At 60.9% G+C, this 17,086-nt stretch carries 14 protein-coding genes and 1 pseudogene; 11 read left to right on the forward strand and 4 right to left on the reverse strand.

The genetic code is table 11. From position 1 onward, the window contains the following. Positions 1–156: 156 nt before the first annotated feature. Positions 157–642, forward strand: a pseudogene (locus Q0J75_RS01740) (O-acetyl-ADP-ribose deacetylase); the annotation flags it as partial. A 68-nt stretch (positions 643–710) separates the two neighbouring features. Continuing rightward, positions 711–1,538, forward strand: a complete 828-nt coding sequence (locus Q0J75_RS01745; protein WP_297196160.1) for a TrmH family RNA methyltransferase — start codon at positions 711–713, stop codon at positions 1,536–1,538. 47 nt (positions 1,539–1,585) lie between these two features. Here the strand turns inward: Q0J75_RS01745 and Q0J75_RS01750 are convergent, their stop codons facing one another. The 4 genes from Q0J75_RS01750 to Q0J75_RS01765 all read right to left on the reverse strand — a co-directional run bounded on the left by Q0J75_RS01750 (position 1,586) and on the right by Q0J75_RS01765 (position 7,386). After that, positions 1,586–3,709: an ATP-dependent helicase gene (locus Q0J75_RS01750; RefSeq protein ID WP_297196162.1), complete on the reverse strand. Its 2,124-nt coding sequence runs from the start codon at positions 3,707–3,709 to the stop codon at positions 1,586–1,588. Then, a complete protein-coding gene (locus Q0J75_RS01755) occupies positions 3,706–4,074 on the reverse strand; it encodes a metal-dependent transcriptional regulator (protein WP_297196164.1) in 369 nt (122 codons plus the stop codon). Before Q0J75_RS01755 ends, Q0J75_RS01750 begins: the two co-directional genes overlap by 4 nt. A 66-nt stretch (positions 4,075–4,140) precedes the next feature. After that, on the reverse strand, positions 4,141–6,519 hold the full coding sequence (locus Q0J75_RS01760; protein WP_297196357.1) for a phosphoketolase family protein: 2,379 nt from the start codon (positions 6,517–6,519) through the stop codon (positions 4,141–4,143). A 165-nt stretch (positions 6,520–6,684) separates the two neighbouring features. Further along, a complete protein-coding gene (locus Q0J75_RS01765; RefSeq protein ID WP_297196166.1) occupies positions 6,685–7,386 on the reverse strand; it encodes a hypothetical protein in 702 nt (233 codons plus the stop codon). 139 nt (positions 7,387–7,525) lie between these two features. Between Q0J75_RS01765 and Q0J75_RS01770 the strand changes: the two genes are divergently transcribed. The 9 genes from Q0J75_RS01770 (at position 7,526) to Q0J75_RS01810 (ending at position 17,012) form a co-directional block, all read left to right on the forward strand. After that, a complete protein-coding gene (locus Q0J75_RS01770; RefSeq protein WP_297196168.1) occupies positions 7,526–8,392 on the forward strand; it encodes a class I SAM-dependent methyltransferase in 867 nt (288 codons plus the stop codon). A gap of 37 nt (positions 8,393–8,429) precedes the next feature. Continuing rightward, entirely contained in the window at positions 8,430–9,290 is an 861-nt protein-coding gene (locus tag Q0J75_RS01775; RefSeq protein WP_297196169.1) for an energy-coupling factor transporter ATPase, read from the forward strand. A 36-nt stretch (positions 9,291–9,326) separates the two neighbouring features. After that, positions 9,327–10,193, forward strand: a complete 867-nt coding sequence (locus tag Q0J75_RS01780; RefSeq protein WP_297196171.1) for an energy-coupling factor transporter ATPase — start codon at positions 9,327–9,329, stop codon at positions 10,191–10,193. A 1-nt stretch (position 10,194) separates the two neighbouring features. Further along, a complete protein-coding gene (locus Q0J75_RS01785) occupies positions 10,195–11,007 on the forward strand; it encodes an energy-coupling factor transporter transmembrane component T family protein (protein ID WP_297196173.1) in 813 nt (270 codons plus the stop codon). Positions 11,008–11,054: 47 nt separating this feature from the next. Then, entirely contained in the window at positions 11,055–11,804 is a 750-nt protein-coding gene (gene truA, locus Q0J75_RS01790; RefSeq protein WP_297196175.1) for a tRNA pseudouridine(38-40) synthase TruA, read from the forward strand. A 40-nt stretch (positions 11,805–11,844) separates the two neighbouring features. Continuing rightward, a complete protein-coding gene (locus tag Q0J75_RS01795) occupies positions 11,845–13,077 on the forward strand; it encodes a DUF5711 family protein (RefSeq protein WP_297196177.1) in 1,233 nt (410 codons plus the stop codon). Positions 13,078–13,093: 16 nt separating this feature from the next. After that, positions 13,094–13,798: a CvpA family protein gene (locus tag Q0J75_RS01800; RefSeq protein WP_297196179.1), complete on the forward strand. Its 705-nt coding sequence runs from the start codon at positions 13,094–13,096 to the stop codon at positions 13,796–13,798. A 39-nt stretch (positions 13,799–13,837) separates the two neighbouring features. After that, the gene (locus tag Q0J75_RS01805) at positions 13,838–14,377 is read left to right on the forward strand and encodes a CDP-alcohol phosphatidyltransferase family protein (protein ID WP_297196182.1); all 540 of its coding nucleotides are present in this window, start codon (positions 13,838–13,840) and stop codon (positions 14,375–14,377) included. A gap of 127 nt (positions 14,378–14,504) precedes the next feature. Further along, entirely contained in the window at positions 14,505–17,012 is a 2,508-nt protein-coding gene (locus tag Q0J75_RS01810; RefSeq protein WP_297196184.1) for an ATP-dependent Clp protease ATP-binding subunit, read from the forward strand. Positions 17,013–17,086 lie beyond the last annotated feature (74 nt).

The following is a 17,086-nucleotide window of genomic DNA, read 5'->3' on the forward strand; positions in this document are numbered from 1 at the left end:
TTGTACTTCTTTGGCCTCTATACGCCAGAAACCCGGCTTATGCTTGATGCATAAACCGGGTTTCTCGACAGGCTGAGAGGAGGCCGCTTTTAAGCGGCCTCCTCTTGAGTAAAGTTGCTTGTGCCGTAATTACTTGAAACGCAGGGAGGGAGCACTATGACGCTGGAACTGATCCAAGGGGATATTACCACGTTACAGGTGGACGCCATTGTCAATGCCGCCAACAGCAGTCTGCTGGGCGGCGGCGGAGTGGACGGCTGTATTCACCGGGCAGCGGGGCCTCAGCTGCTGGCCGAGTGCCGTACGCTGGGGGGATGCCCTACCGGAGAGGCCAAGCTCACCGGCGGGTATGATCTGCCCTGTAAGTATGTGATCCATACCGTAGGTCCGGTGTGGCACGGCGGGAGCCACAGCGAGCGGGAGCTGCTCACCGCCTGCTACCGCAACAGCCTGGCCCTGGCGAAAGAGAAAGACTGTAAAACGGTGGCTTTTCCACTGATTTCCGCCGGGGTATATCACTACCCCAAGGAGGAGGCGCTGGAGGTAGCTATGACCAGTATCCGCCGGTTTGCAGGGGCGAATATGACGGTCTATCTGGTGGCCTATGACGCCGCCACCTTCCATCTGGGACAGCAAGTGCTGGCCCGGCTGGATCAGGAGTAACCCGGCTGGAGAGCAGGGACCGAGAGAAGAGAAAGCAGGAGAACGCCATGGCCAATATCATTGAGATCACAGACTATTCCGACCCACAGCTGGACTGCTACGCCCGGCTCACCGAGGCCCAGCTGCGCAACCGGCTGGAGCCGGAAAAGGGGATTTTTATTGCCGAGAGCCTCAAGGTGATTTTGCGAGCCCTAGATGCGGGATATGAGCCCCTGTCCCTGCTGATGGAGCGGAAAAAGATCGACGGCCCCGCCAAAGAAGTGGTGGAACGCTGTGAGGGTTTGCCCCTTTACACAGCAGATCGGGCGGTGCTGGAGGGACTCACCGGCTATGAGGTGACCCGCGGAGTGCTGTGCGCCATGCGGCGGCCGGTGCTGCCCAGTGTGGAGGAACTGTGTACCAACGCCCGGCGGGTAGCGGTGCTGGAGGGCATCGTGGATTCCACCAACGTGGGGGCCATCTTCCGCTCTGCCGCCGCCCTCCACATGGACGCAGTGCTGGTCACCCCCACCTGCTGTGACCCTCTGTACCGGCGTGCGGCCCGGGTGAGTATGGGCACGGTGTTCCAAATTCCCTGGACCCGCATCGGGGAGGACCCCTCCCAGTGGCCCCAGCCGGGACTGGAGCGGCTCCGTGCCCTGGGGTTCAAGACGGTGGCCATGGCGCTCAGTGACACCGCTCTCAGCATTGAGGACCCCCGGCTGCGGCAGGAGGAGAAGCTGGCCATTGTGCTGGGTACCGAGGGGGACGGTCTGTCGGACCACACCATCGCCGGGTGTGACTATACTGTGTGCATCCCCATGTCCCATGGGGTGGACTCCCTCAATGTGGCGGCGGCCAGTGCAGTGGCCTTCTGGGAACTCAGAGCGCAGTGAAAATAAGAAAGGGTCTGTTGCATGAGTTTGCAACAGACCCTTTTGATTCAGGGGAAAAGCCGGTGGCCCTCCAGGGTGAACTGCCCCATCCCCAACGCAGTTGGCAGGGAGAAAAACTTTACAGTGCCGTCCTCGAAGCGAACTGTGATCCGGTCCCCCTCCCGGGCGGTGAGTACCCCAGGCCCGAAGCGGGCGTGACACACCTGAGCGCCGGGGATATAGTCTTTGGCGGCGGCGGCCAGCTGGGCGGCCAGAGCCGCCGGGTCTGGTTTGGGTGGTGCCTTTCGGGTGGGGGATTTTTTCTGAGGCTCCTGCTGGGGAAACAGAACGGCGGAAAAGCTGGAGAACAGCTCCGGCCTGCGGAACCGCATGACCCACAGCTCTTTCCGGGCCCGTGTCATGGCCACATAGAACAGCCGCCGTTCCTCCTCCAGAGCCTCTTCATCCTCCACGGTCTGGCCCCCTCGGGTAGAAGGGGAGAGCTTGGGCAGCAGACCGTCGGCTACGTCCATCAGGATCACCCGGTCATATTCCAGCCCCTTGCTGGAGTGGATGGTGGACAGAATGAAGGGGCAATCCGGCTGAGAAGAGCCACGGCGTACCAGTTCCTCCAGGGTAGTCAGCCGGACCAGCAGCCCGGCGGGGGTCGCCTCACTGGCTCCCAGGGCCTCCAGGATCTGTGCCTTGTTGGCGTCCATACCCCGTTCCTCCAAGTAATCTCCATAGCCCATAAAATGAACAATGCGGTACACCGCCTTGTCCGCTCTTTCCTCCAGCAAGTGGTCCAGGTGGGTCTGAAGCCCCCGGCACTGGCGCTTGCTCCAGGGGGACAGGGTAGGGGACCCGGCCAGCAGCTCCAGCAGGGTGGGCCCTTCTGGGGTACACCGGCGCACCGCCTCCTCAGCGGCCACCTTGCTCACTCCCGCCCCCAGCTTGTAGTAAAGCTCCAGAAACAATGCCCCGTCCCGGGGGTCCTGGGCCAGCCGGATCACGTTGGTAATGTCCCGAACAATTCGGTGGGTGAAAAAGCCGCTGTCCACCTGGCGGCAGCGGTAGGGAATACCGGAGCGCTCCAGCAGGTCAATAAGGGGGAGGGCGCTGTCGTTGTCCCGGTAGAGTACCGCCGTCTCCCGAGTACAGTCCTGGGCTACCTTGGCCAGATACTGGTATTGACGTTGCCGGTCGTATACCTCCACGGCACGGGGAATGGGACCGTCGCCTCCGGCGGCTCTCATCTGCTTGGGCCGCCGGTTGTGGTTTTGACGGATGAACCGGTCAGCTGACGCCACAATGGGCCGGGTGGAGCGGTAGTTCTGCTCCAGCAGCAGTACCTTGGCCCCCGGGTAGGTGATCTCAAAGGTGTGAAGGGCCTGAGGGCAAGCCGCCCGGAAACCGTAGATGCTCTGGTCCTCATCTCCCACCAGAAAGAGCTGGACCTGCTGCCCCGCCAGCAGCCGGATGATGGCGTGCTGGATTTGGGAAGTATCCTGAGCCTCGTCCACGCACAGGTATGGGTAGCGATTCTGCCATTCGCCCAGAATCTGCGGGTATCTCCGCAAAATCTGGAAGGCGTAGCCCAGTTGGTCGTCGTAGTCCATCAGCCTCCGCTGCCGGAGAGCCTGGTTGTAGGCCTGATAGACGGCGGGGAAGTCCACCCCCTCCACCTCGATCTGGCTCAGGTCGGTCTGGCCGGGCAGTCGGTTTTTTACATAGGTGATGGCGGTCTGGATGGCCTTGATGGTGGCCTCGGGGATATACTCGCGGCTCAAACTCCGGCAGATCTCCCCGATGAGGGCGGCCTGCCGCCCGGTGTCCTCCAGCAGAGAAAAGGCCTGCTGGCCCACCAGCCGCTCACAGCGGCGGATCACCGAGCTGCACACCCCGTTGATGGTGCGAAAGGCCAGCCGGTCGGCCAGCTCCGGGCCGAAGAGGGCGGCAAAGCGTCCCTTCATATCCCGGGCGGCGGAAACGGTGTAGGTCATAGTGAGGATGGACTCGGGGGCCACCCCCAGCCCCAGCACCAGATAGCCGATGCGGGTTACAAGTACGGTGGTTTTGCCGCTGCCCGGTACCGCCAGCAGCAGTACCGGGCCGTCCACAGCCTGGACGGCGGCCTGCTGCTGGGGGTCCAGACACAGACCATAGGCGGCTTGGAATTGGTCGAAGGTCATGCCTTGCCCAGGGCGTGGGCCTTGATTTTCTGGAAGGTTTCGTCGCTCAGATCATGCTCCACCTTACAGGCGTCGGCGGCGGCCACCTCGGGGCTGACCCCCAGACGGATGAAGAACTGGGTGAGCAGCTGGTGGCGCTCGTAGATGCGCCGGGCGATCTCCTCTCCGGCGGGGAGCAGGGAGATCAGGCCGTCCTTGTCCATCTCAATATAGCCGCTCTCCCGCAGCTTCTTCATGGCCACGCTGACACTGGGCTTGGAAAAGTGGAGTTGGTTGGCAATGTCGATGGAGCGCACCATGCCGTGCTGCTCCCGCAGGCTGAGAATGGCCTCCAGATAATTTTCCGAGGATTCGTAGATGTTCATAGTTTGCTCCTTCCCGTCTGTGCATTTTTATAAGGGTAGCACAGCGCCGCCTGTTTGGCAAGGCGCTCAGATGCCCGCTCCGCCGTTCCATTTCCAGTCCCGGATCTCGGGCAGATCCTGACCGTGGGCAGTGATATACTGCCGGTGCTCCACCAGCTTGTCTTTCATTAACTGAATGAGAAAGGCCCCCCGGTTGCCCAACTGGGGCAGGCGCTTGACGGTGTCGATGACCAGGTCAAACCGGTCGATATTGTTCTGTACCCGCATGTCAAAGGGGGTGGTGAGTCCGCCCTCCTCCTTGTAGCCCCGGACGTGGAGATTTTTGTTGTGCCGCCGGTAAGTCAGCTCGTGGACCAGGGTGGCATAGCCGTGGAAGGCAAAGATGATGGGCTTGTTCACGGTAAAGAGCACGTCATAGTCCTCATCGGTGAGACCGTGGGGGTGCTCGGTGTGGGGCTGGAGCTTCATCAGGTCCACCACGTTGACCACCCGCACCTTCAGCTCGGGCAGGTAGCGCCGCAGGATGGTGACGGCGGCCAAGGTCTCCAGAGTGGGAGTCTCGCCGCAGCAGGCCAGTACTGCGTCGGGCTCCGCCCCCTGGTCGTTGGAGGCCCACTGCCAGATCCCAATGCCATGGGTGCAGTGCTTGATGGCCTCATCCATGGTGAGCCACTGGGGCCGGGGATGCTTGGAGGTAATCATGACGTTGATATAGTTGCGGCTTTTGATACAGTGGTCAAACACACTGAGCAGGCAGTTGGCGTCGGGAGGCAGGTAGAGCCGGACCACATCGGCTTTTTTGTTGGCTACATGGTCCAGAAAGCCCGGGTCTTGGTGGGTGAAGCCGTTCTGGTCCTGCTCCCATACATTGGAGGAGAGCACATAGTTGAGAGAGGCGATGTCCTGCCGCCAGGGTAGCTGGCCCGCCACCTTGAGCCACTTGGCGTACTGGCTCACCATGGAGTCCACAATGCGGATGAAGGCTTCATAGCTGTTGAGAAACCCGTGGCGGCCGGTGAGCAGGTAGCCCTCCAGCCAGCCCTGACACATGTGCTCGGACAGCATCCCATCCAGAATACGCCCGCTGGAGGAGAGCCCCTGGTCGGAGGGCAGCCGGTCGGCGTTCCAGCGGCGGTCGCTGGCCTCTAAGGCGGCCCACAGCTTGTTGCTTATGGTTTCGTCGGGGGAAAAGATGCGGAAGTTTTTGGCCTTCTGGTTGAGCTTGAGCACATCCTTGACGTATTTGCCCAGCTCGGCCATATCCTCCGCCTCAGCTTCACCGGGGGCGGGAACCGTCACGGCGTACTTGGAGAAGTCGGGGGTGCGCAGGTCCCGCAGCAGAAGGCCGCCATTGGCGTGTGGGTTGGAGCCCATCCGCCGCTCCCCCTGGGGGGCCATGGCCCGCAGGGAAGGAATCAGCGCCCCCGCCTCATCAAAGAGTTCCTCGGGATGATAGCTGCGCAGCCACGCCTCCAGCAGGGGCAGCTGTTGGGGGTGGGCCTCATCCACCGCCAGGGGCAGCTGGTGGACCCGACTGGTACCCTCCAGAGCCACCCCGTCCACCTCCTTGGGACAGGTCCAACCCTTGGGGGAACGGAATACCACCATGGGCCACCGGGGCCGCTCCGTCTCTCCAAAGGAGCGGGCGCTTTCCTGAATGCGCTGGATTTCCCGCACCGCCCAGTCTAGGGCGGCGGCCATTTTCTGGTGCATCTGGGCCGGGTCATCCCCCTCCACAAACCGGGGGGTCCAGCCGCAGCCCTTGAAGAAGTCCTCCACCTCCTCAGAGGAGACCCGGGCAAACAGGGAAGGGGTGGCGTTTTTGTAGCCGTTCAGGTGGAGAATGGGAAGCACCGCCCCGTCGCCCACCGGGTCCAGAAACTTGTTGCCGTGCCAGGCGGCGGCCAGGGGGGCGGTCTCCGCTTCTCCGTCTCCCACCACACAGGCGGCGATCAGGGTGGGGTTGTCCATCACCGCGCCGAAAGCGTGGGCCAGGGAATAGCCCAGCTCGCCTCCTTCGTTGATGGAGCCTGGGGTATCGGGGGCGCAGTGGCTGCCCACGCCGCCGGGGAAGGAGAACTGCTGGAACAGCCGGCGCATCCCCTCCTCATCCTGGCTCACGTTGGGGTAGACCTCACTATAGGTTCCCTCCAGATAGGTCTGGGCCACCACGGCGCTGCCGCCATGGCCGGGGCCGCAGATATAGATCATGTTCAGGTCGTATTTGGTGATGACCCGGTTCAGATGGGTGTAGATAAAGTTCTGGCCGGGTACCGTGCCCCAGTGGCCCACCGGAGCGTGCTTCAGATGCTCCGGCTTCAGGGGGGAGCGGAGCAGGGGATTGTTCCGCAGATAGAGCTGACCGGTGGCCAGATAGTTGGAGGCCCGCCACCAGGCATCCAGCTTTCGCAGGACGTCAGGGGTGAGGGGACCTTTTTTGGACATACGGGCCGAGGTTTTGACGGTGACCTTGGTACGGGTCCCGGAGGACTTGGACAAAGGGATACACTCCTTCCCAGAAGATCTCTTAGCCCAACGGACGGAAGGGGAAAAACGGGGAACGGGAACCAAGCCGGTTCCCGTTCCCAGATCCGCCCGGCGGGCGGAGGCTTATTTCTCGTTCAGCGGCAGGGGCTCGGGGGCCGGAGGCGCGAACTCAGAGGCGCAGTCCTGAGACAGCTTGAGCAGGTGCTCCTCCTGACCGTTGAAATTGGCGGACAGCTGATCCAGGATCTGATGTACCTTGTCCAGCTCCTGACCGGTACGGGCGATGGCAGAGTCCATATCGGCCCGCAGCAGGTCATAACCTGCCTTCACCTTATGGAGCCACTGCTCCACATCGGTGTGGATCCGCTGAACCCGCTCCTCCGCCGCCTTCTGAACTTCCTGAGCGCGGCAGTGGGCCTCCAGCTCAATACCGGCGGTACGGTCCTTGACCTGCTGATAGGCTGTGGCGTCGGGTTCAGCCCGGTCCAATCGGGCCTGTACGTCGGCCAACTGAGCCACCACCTGTTCCAGCTGGGTCTTTTGCCCCTCCAGACTGTGGCGCAACCGGTCGATCTCCTGGTTGGCCTTGTCCAGCTGGCCGGCCAGCTGTTCCTTTTCCCGGGCCAGCTGTTCCGCCTGGGCTTTGGCCTGGGCGGCCTGACCGGAAAGCTGCTCCCGTTCCCGGGCCAGCTCATCCCGCTGCCGCTGGAGCTGCTCCATCTTCTCAGCATGGGCCTGATTGGAGGATTCGATATAACTCAGTACATCCTGCTTCTGAAACCCGCCGAAGGTAGCGGTACGAAACTGAAGCTCTGTGTCGCTCATAACGGACACCTCATTTCCACAAATTCATAGGTATTTTATCACAGTTTTCCCCATAACACAATTCTTTCTTCTCGTTGACTCTATCCGGGGGCGATGATATAATAGGATGATTATGACAAGAATAACCGGGAGGGAGACTATGTGGATCTCGGACGGATGGAAGGACTATGAACTGCTGGACTGCGGCGGGGGAGAGCGGCTGGAGCGCTGGGGAAAGCATATCCTGGTGCGCCCCGACCCTCAGGCCATCTGGCGACCGGAGGGAAGGCATCCCGGATGGCGAAAATACGACGCCCGGTATCAGCGATCCTCCACCGGCGGGGGCCAGTGGGTAAAAAAGGACCTGCCGCCCCGTTGGACCCTGGGCTACCAGGAACTTACCTTTAATATCAAGCCCATGAACTTCAAGCACACCGGCCTGTTCCCAGAGCAGGCCGCCAACTGGAACTTTGCCATGGAGCGCATCCGTACCGCCGGGCGGCCCATCAGCGTGCTCAACCTGTTTGCTTACACCGGCGGGGCCAGCGTGGCCTGCGCCGCCGCGGGGGCCAGCGTGTGCCATGTGGACGCCGCCAAGGGTATGGTGAGCTGGGCCAGGGAGAATGCGGCCTCCTCCGGCCTGTCCGACGCCCCCATCCGCTGGATCGTGGATGATTGCGGCAAATTTGTGGAGCGGGAGATCCGTCGGGGCCGGAAGTACGACGCCGTCATCATGGCCCCCCCCTCCTATGGACGGGGGCCCTCCGGTGAGATCTGGAAGCTGGAGGAAAATCTCTTCCCCTTTGTGGAGCTGGTCACCGGAGTGCTATCGGACAACCCCCTGTTTTTCCTCATCAACTCTTATACCACCGGCCTGGCCCCCTCGGTACTCACCTATCTGCTGGAGACCCTGGTGGCCCGGAAGTACGGCGGACACACCGACAGCCAGGAGCTGGGCCTTCCGGTGACCGCCACCGGTCTGGCCCTGCCCTGCGGGGCCACCGGGCGGTGGACGGCGTCGTCATAATATGCGCTGTCTTTCATGATAAACGAGGTAGTATACTATGAGCAATCCCATTTTGAAAACGCAGGATCTGCACTTCCGCTATGACGAGGAAGAGGGCCCCACTCCTGTGGTGCTGGACGGGGTAGACCTCCAGATCCAGGAGGGCACCTTCGTGGCGGTGCTGGGCCACAATGGTTCGGGCAAATCCACCCTGGCCAAACATCTCAATGCCATTTTGCTGCCCTCCGGGGGTAAGGTGTATGTGGATGGTATGGACACCGCCGACGAGGACAGGCTGCTGGACATCCGCCGCACGGTGGGCATGGTGTTTCAAAACCCGGACAACCAGATCGTTGCCAATGTGGTGGAGGAGGACGTGGCCTTCGCCCCGGAGAACCTGGGGGTGCCGCCGGCGGAGATCCGCCAACGTGTGGACGACGCCCTCAAGGCGGTGGGGATGTACGAATACCGGGAGCACGCCCCCCATCTGCTCTCCGGCGGCCAGAAGCAGCGGGTGGCCATCGCCGGGGTCATCGCCATGCAGCCCCGGTGTATCGTGCTGGACGAGCCTACCGCTATGCTGGACCCCATCGGCCGGGCGGAGGTGTTAAAGACCATCAAGTCCCTCAACCGTACCTCTGGGGTGACGGTGGTGCTCATTACCCACCACATGGACGAGGCCGCCCAGGCCGCCCGGCTGGTGGTCATGTCCAAGGGCAAGGTCATTGCCGACGGCGCCCCCAAAGAGGTGTTCTGCCGGGTGGAGGAGCTGAAGGCGGTGGGACTCACTGTCCCTGAGACCACAGAGCTCTTGTGGGAACTGCGGAAGGCGGGGGTGGAGGTGCCTCTGGACGCCCTCAGCGACGAGGAGTGCGCCAAGACCCTGTACGATCTGCTGAACCAGGGCGTTACCCCGTAAGGGGAATGCACCATTGTAATAAAGGAAGGAAGCCAATTGGAACCGATCATTCAGACGGAGCACCTGAGCCATATTTACTCCGCCGGCACCCCCTTTGAGCACGGGGCTCTGGTGGACGTGGACTTTACCGCCTATCGCGGGGAGTACCTGGGCATCATCGGCCATACCGGCTCGGGAAAATCCACCTTGATCCAGCATCTCAACGGGCTTTTGAAGCCCACCTCCGGAAAAGTGCTCTTTGAGGGCAGGGACATCTGGGAGAGCAAGGAGCGCACCCGCCGCACCCGCTTTCAGGTGGGGCTGGTGTTCCAGTACCCGGAGTACCAGCTCTTTGAGGAGACTGTTTATAAGGATATCGCCTTCGGGCCGGGCAACATGGGCCTGGACACCGACGAGATTGACCGCCGGGTGCGGGAGGCCGCCCGATTTGTAGGGCTGAAGGAGGAGACACTGGAAAAGTCTCCCTTTGAGCTGTCCGGCGGCCAGAAGCGCCGGGTGGCCATTGCCGGAGTCATTGCCATGGAGCCCTCGGTGCTCATTCTGGACGAGCCCACCGCCGGACTGGACCCGGTGGGGGTGGAGTCCATTCTGGGCAATATCCACGACTACCACCAGGCCAAGAACGCCACCATCATCATCGTCTCCCACTCCATGGAGGAGATGGCCCGGACGGTGGACCGCATCGTAGTGGTCAACGACGGAAAGATTCCCTTTTCTGGTACACCTCGGGAGGTCTTTGCCCACGGGGATGAGCTGGAGCGCATCGGCCTGGGGGTGCCCGCTATGACCCGGGTGTTCCACCGGCTGCGGGCCATGGGCGTGGATATCGACCCCTCGGTCTATACCATTGAGCAGGCCAGAGACGCTATCCTGACGGCTCTGAACCGGGAAGGGGGAAGATAATATGGCGCTGAAGGATATTACCCTGGGCCAGTATTTCCCTGGAAAGACCATCCTCCACCGGCTGGACCCACGGATCAAGCTGATCGGCACCGTGGCCTATATCGTGGCCCTGTTTCTGGCGGCCAATGTGGTAAGCTATGCCATTCTGATCGTGGTGTTAGCCGCCCTCATTGCCATTTCCAAGGTGGGATTGAAGAGCATCCTGCGGGGGATGCGGCCCATTTTTATCATCATTCTGATTACTGCCATCCTGAACCTGTTCTTCACCCCCGGCCAGGGAGAACCGCTGGTGTCGGTCTGGGTGCTCACCATCTACGCTGAGGGTGTCCGGGCGGCGGTGTTCATGATCCTGCGGATCATGATGCTCATTACCTGCACCTTCCTGCTGACCTACACCACCTCGCCCATTATGCTCACCGATGGACTGGAAAAGCTGCTCAGCCCCCTGAAGGCCATCCGGGTGCCTATCCATGAGCTGGCTATGATGATGTCCATCGCTCTGCGGTTTATCCCTACCCTCATCGAGGAGACGGATAAGATCATGTCGGCCCAGAAGGCCAGAGGGGCGGACTTTGATACAGGCAACCTGGTCCAGAAGGCCAAGGCATTGGTGCCCCTGCTGGTGCCCCTGTTCATCTCTGCCTTCCGGCGGGCCGACGAGCTGGCGGTGGCTATGGAGTGCCGCTGTTATCACGGTGGCAGCGGACGTACCCGGCTGCGGCAGCTGAAGCTGACCGGCGTTGACTTGGTTGCCTTGCTGCTTTCCCTGGCCCTGTGCGTGGGTATCGGGGTGCTGGGGCACTTCGGCTGGTGACCGGAACGGTAAAATTTTATTTATTTTTAAGGTTTACTGAACAATTTATGAGAAATATTGCGTTAAGATTGATGTATGTGGGGACGGCCTACCATGGCTGGCAGGTGCAGAAAAACGCCGTCACAGTGGCTGAGACCCTGGAAAAAGCATTGGCTACTGTGGTGGGACATCCGGTGAAATGTACCGGCGCGGGCCGCACCGACGCAGGCGTCCACGCCGAGACCTATGTGGCCAATTTCCGCACCACCTCCCGTATCCCCTGTGACCGGCTGCCTCTGGCGGTGAATACCCGGCTGCCCGATGATATTGTGGTGGTAAAGGCCACCGAGGTGCCGGACGAGTTCAACGCCATCGGCTCCTGCTTGAAGAAGGAGTACACCTACCGCATCTACAACTCCCACATCCGCAACGCCTTTTATGTGAATCGGGCCTGGTTTTATCCCAAACACCTGGACGAGACCATCATGCAGCGGGCGGCCTCCCACTTTGTGGGCACCCACGACTTTGCCGCCGTCCGCAGCGTGGGGACGGAGACCCGCACCACGGTACGGACCGTCCACTATTTTACCATTACCCGGGACGGGGTCATGATCCAGTGCAAGGTGTGCGCCGACGGCTTTTTGTACAACATGGTACGGGCTATGGTGGGCACCTGCGTGTACGCTGCCGAGGGGAAATTTTCCCCCGACGATGTGCCCGCCATTCTGGAGAACAAAAACCGGACCGCCGCCGGACCAACCGTGCCCGCCGGGGGGTTATACATGACCAAGCTGTGGTACAACGAGGACGTGCTGTAAAGGACAGCCCACGAAGACGAGGAGATCAGGAGGTACCGCAATGCCTCAACACATAAATTCCGGTAAGGTGCATAGACTGGAGGAGATCAAGGGGGGCCGCCAGACCGGCAGACCGGAGCGGGTGACCAATCGCCTGAAACGGCTGCTGGCCTTTCTGCTCACCGTGGTTTTGGTGCTGGGCGCGGTGGTACTGGTGGTCAACTATGACAAGCTGAATTTTGACTTTATCAAGCGATGGTTTTCCTATCGGACGCTGGAGCGGGGCGATAGCGGACAGGCTGAGTCCTTTCCCTTTGATGGGGACGGGACCAGTACCTTTGCCAGCCTGGACGGCGATTTGCTGGTGTGCTCCACCACCGGAGTGCGGCTCTATTCGGCCAGCGGCCAGGTATATGTGGACCATACCGTTACCATGGAGCATCCGGTGGCCGAAGCGGCCGGACACACCGCCCTGGCCTATGACGCCGGTGGGCGGACGCTTTTGGTCTGTCGGAACCGGGAGGAGGCTTTTTCTCTGGAACTGGCGGAAGGGGAGGAGCTTCTGTCGGCCGATGTGAACGAAAACGACTGGATGGTGGTCCTGACCCGCGTCAGCGGCACAAAGGGAATCATCACTGTGTACAATGACCAGTTTGGAGAGGTCATGCAGATCAAGTTGTCCGAGCGGTTTGTGATGGACGTTGCTCTTTCGCCGGACAACCAGACGGTGGCCCTGCTTACCATGGGACTGACCAACGGAACCTTCGGCAGTCAGGTGGAGCTCTATCCCACCACAGGTACCTCCACGGAAGAGGCGGTGCCCCAGGTCAGCACCCCGGTGGGGAGCGAGGTCATTCTGAAGATGAGCTGGGATGGCTACGGCATATGGGCGCTGGGAGAGAACAGTGTCTACCACTTGGATGATACCGGCGCTTTGACGGGCAGCTATTCCTATGCCGGCCGCTACCTGAAGGGCTTTTCCTTGGATGGAGACGGTACGGCGGTGCTGCTGCTGGGCAAATACCGGGCGGGCAGTACGGCTGAACTGGTGGTGGTGGACCGCAACGGGGAGGAGCAGGCTGTTCTGGCCCTGGAGGAACAGGTGCTCTCCATCTCCGCTGCGGGGCGCTATGTTGGGGTGCTCACTGCCGACCGGCTGGATATCTATGACCAGGAACTGAATGTGTACCATACGCTGGACGGTACGCAGAGTGCCCGCAAGGTGCTCCAGCGTACCGACGGCAGCGCCATGCTTATTAACAACGACACGGCGCGGATCTATCTGCCCCAATAGTATCCGGAGGTAACCTATGGCAATCATCTTTGAATTGATTATCTTGGCAATCCTGGCAGCCTTTGTGGTGCTGGGCGCCCGCCGGGGGTTGGTCCTTACCCTGTGCGGCCTGCTGGGGGTGGGAGTGGCCTTTATCGGGGCCAGCTTGGTGGCGGGGGCTTTGTCTCCCATGGTGGCCGATGCTCTGGAGCCCCGTTTTGCCGCCGCCATTGAGGAACAGCTCAACCAGTCCATCCAGCATACGCAGTATATTACCGACCAAGGCGGCGTGGCCACAGTGCCGGAGGAAGTGCCGTTGTCCGGCGTGCTGGACGCGCTGCGGGATATGGGGCTGTACGAGGGCCTGATTGACAGCGTCAATCAGGCGGTGGAAAACGGCATGACCGAGGTGGCCGCCAGCGCCGCCGCCAAAGTAGCCGCGACCGTGGCCCAGTCGGTGGCCTACAGGATCATCTATATGATCGGCTTTGTGGTCATCCTCATTTTGTGGAAGTGGGTGAGCCGCACCCTCAATCTGGTGGCCCGGCTGCCGGTGCTCCACCAGCTCAACCACCTGCTGGGCGGGGCGGCAGGTCTGCTGCAAGGCTGTATCATCCTGTTTATTGCCGCCTGGGTCATTCAGTTCATGGGCAATCTCATCCCGGCGGAGACGGTGGAACACACCGTACTGCTGAAATTTTTCATGACCACGAACCCCATGTCCCTGCTCTTCGGCCTGTAAGGGCCCATTTCCAAAGAGAGAAAATCAGGTGAAGCAAACATGACAGTCCCCAATCTTCTATCCATGTTCCGGCTGATTTTGGTGCCGGTCTTTGCGGTGGTGTTTTTCCAGCCCGCTCCCAACGCCCATCTATGGGCCGCGCTGATCTATCTGGTGGCTTTTCTCACGGATATCGCAGACGGATGGATCGCCCGGCACTTCAACCAGATCAGCAAGCTGGGGCGGATTCTGGACCCCATGGCGGACAAGCTGATGACCTTTACAGTAATTATCTGCATCACGGTGGACGAAGTGATTCCCCTGTGGGCGGTGGTGGTCTTTTTCTGCAAGGAGCTGTGTATGGCCATTGGCGGCTATCTCATGTACCGCAAGCTGGGGGATGTGATCTCAGCCAACTGGCTGGGCAAGCTGTCCACCGGGGTGTTTTTCCTGGTGTGCGGCGGACTGGTGCTTTTCCCCAATATCCCCAGAGCATGGAGCACCGGCCTGATCGGCGGGGCGCTGGCGCTGACTCTGGCCGCCCTGGCCGGGTATATCATTCAGTTTTACTCGGCGCTGCGGGAAAGAAAGCCGGCCTGATTCATACCCAGTTCATAATTTCGGATTAGAATCATCTCTCCGGGGAGGAGACCCAGCTGGGGCCTTCCCCGCCAAAGGAGCTGAAACAAATATGCAACCCACACTTTGTTCCAGATGTCACAAGAATGTGGCAGTCATTTTCATCCAGAAGATTGAGAACGGCGCCACCAAGAGTGAAGGGCTGTGCCTCAAGTGCGCCAAGGAAATGGGCATCAAGCCCGTGGAAGATATGATGCAGAAGATGGGCATTACCGATGAGGACCTGGAGGGCCTCACCAATGAGATGATGTCCGCCTTCGGCGGGGCTGAGGGCATGGAAGGCCTGGTCCCCACGGAGGATGGCGAGCAGGACGAGGAGGATGAGGGCAAGACCGCCACCTTCCCCTTCCTGAACAAGCTGTTCGGCGGCGCTCAGAACCCTCAGAACCAGCCCCCGGAGCGGGATAACAGCCGCGCGGAGCGGGGCGAGCGGGAGAAGAAGGGAGAGAAGCCCCCTAAACGGAAATTTTTGGAGAATTACTGTATCTCCCTGACCCAAAAGGCAGCCGACGGCAAGCTGGATAAGATCATTGGCCGGGACGAGGAGATCCAGCGCACCATCCAGATCCTCAACCGCCGGCAGAAGAATAACCCCTGTCTCATCGGTGAGCCCGGCGTGGGCAAGACCGCCATTGCCGAGGGCCTGGCACAGAAGATCTACCAGCGGGATGTGCCCTATAAACTGCTGGATAAGGAGGTCTACCTGCTGGACCTCACTGCCCTGGTGGCCGGCACCCAGTTCCGGGGCCAGTTTGAAAGCCGGATGAAGGGCCTCATTGAAGAGATCAAGAAGCTGGGCAACATTATCCTGGTCATTGACGAGGTCCACAATATTGTGGGGGCGGGGGACGCCGAGGGCTCCATGAACGCCGCCAATATCCTCAAGCCCGCCCTGAGCCGGGGAGAGATCCAGGTCATCGGCGCCACCACCCTCACCGAGTACCGCAAATACATTGAGAAGGACTCCGCTCTGGAGCGGCGGTTCCAGCCGGTGATCGTGGAGGAACCCTCCATTGAGGACAGCGTAAAGATCCTCCAGGGTATCGCTCCATACTATGAAAAGTACCATTTTGTGTCTATCTCTCCCGAAATGTGCCGTCTGGCGGTAACTATGAGCGAGCGGTACATCACCGACCGCTATCTGCCCGACAAGGCCATTGATCTCATCGACGAGGCCTGTTCCGATGTAAACCTCCACAATAAGTCCCTGGCCCGGGAGGTAGAGGTGAAGAAGGAGCTGGAGGCTCTGGGTCAGGAGCGGGAGAATCTGATGGTGGAGGCCAACGACCGGGATTATAAGCGCCAGACCGCCCTGAAGAACAACGAGGGCCGCCAGAGCGAGATTCGCCGGGAGCTGAACAAGCTGACCGCCGAACACGACGCCCTGATGGGCAACCCCGCCACCACTGAGGCCCTGGGGGCCAATGAGCGCCGGCAGGCCAACTTCCGCAAGGAGCTGGACAACCTGGCTGAGGAGCGGGAGAAGCTGATGGCCGACCAGGGCAGCAGCCGGGACTATGAGCGGTTAGCGGTCATCAAGAGCCGGGAGATCCAGCTCCAGGATGAGCTGAACAAGCTGGACGCCCAGAGCGCGCCTCCGCTGACGGTGTCTCATCTGGCCCGGGTCATTGAGCTGTGGACCAAGATCCCCGCCAGCCAGATCCAGGAGGCGGAGTATGAGCGGCTGGCCAAGCTGGAGGACCGGCTGAGGGAGCACCTGATCGGTCAGGACGAGGCGGTCCACGCCGTGGCCGCCGCCGTGCGCCGTGGCCGTGTAGGTATTGCATCCAAGCGCAAGCCGGTATCCTTCATCTTTGTGGGCTCCACCGGCGTGGGCAAGACCGAGCTGGTCAAGCGGCTGGCCATGGATATGTTCCATTCTCCCGAGTCCCTGATCCGTCTGGATATGTCGGAGTTTATGGAGAAGTTTGCCGTCAGCCGGATCATCGGCTCTCCTCCCGGCTATGTGGGCTATGACGAGGCGGGTCAGCTTACCGAGAAGGTGCGCCGCAAGCCCTATTGTGTCATTCTCTTTGACGAGATCGAGAAGGCCCACCCCGACGTGCTCAACATCCTGCTTCAGATCCTGGACGACGGCCACATCACCGACGCCCAGGGCCGCAACGTGAACTTTGAGAACACTGTCATCGTCATGACCTCCAATGCGGGCAGCGACGCCCGCACCTCTGCCGGCAGCGTGGGCTTTGGCCGCACCGCCGACCAGCAGGGGAGAGAGCGGGCCATGAAGGCTCTGGAGTCTTTCCTGCGGCCGGAGTTTATCAACCGGGTGGACGAGATCGTCTACTTCAACAAGCTCACCGAGGACAACTTCAAGGCCATCGCCTCCATCATGCTGGGCGAACTGCGGGACACCCTGAAGGAGAAGGGCATTACCTTCACCTGGGACGACGCCCTGCTGGATCATCTGGTCAAACAGTCCTACTCCCAGACCTACGGCGCCCGCAACCTGCGCCGCCAGATCCAGAAGGACCTGGAGGACGACATCGCCACCAAGCTCATCGACAGCTATCTCCACCCCGTTGTAGCCATCCATGCCACCTCCGACGGGGAAAAGGCGGTCATCACTGCGGAGTGAGCGATCCCAAGCAAGAAAAGTTGACATAAGTTTTAACAGCCCTGGGACGTGTTCCCAGGGCTGTTTTGTATATT

Source organism: uncultured Flavonifractor sp., from assembly GCF_944385615.1.
Lineage (GTDB): Bacteria > Bacillota > Clostridia > Oscillospirales > Oscillospiraceae > Flavonifractor.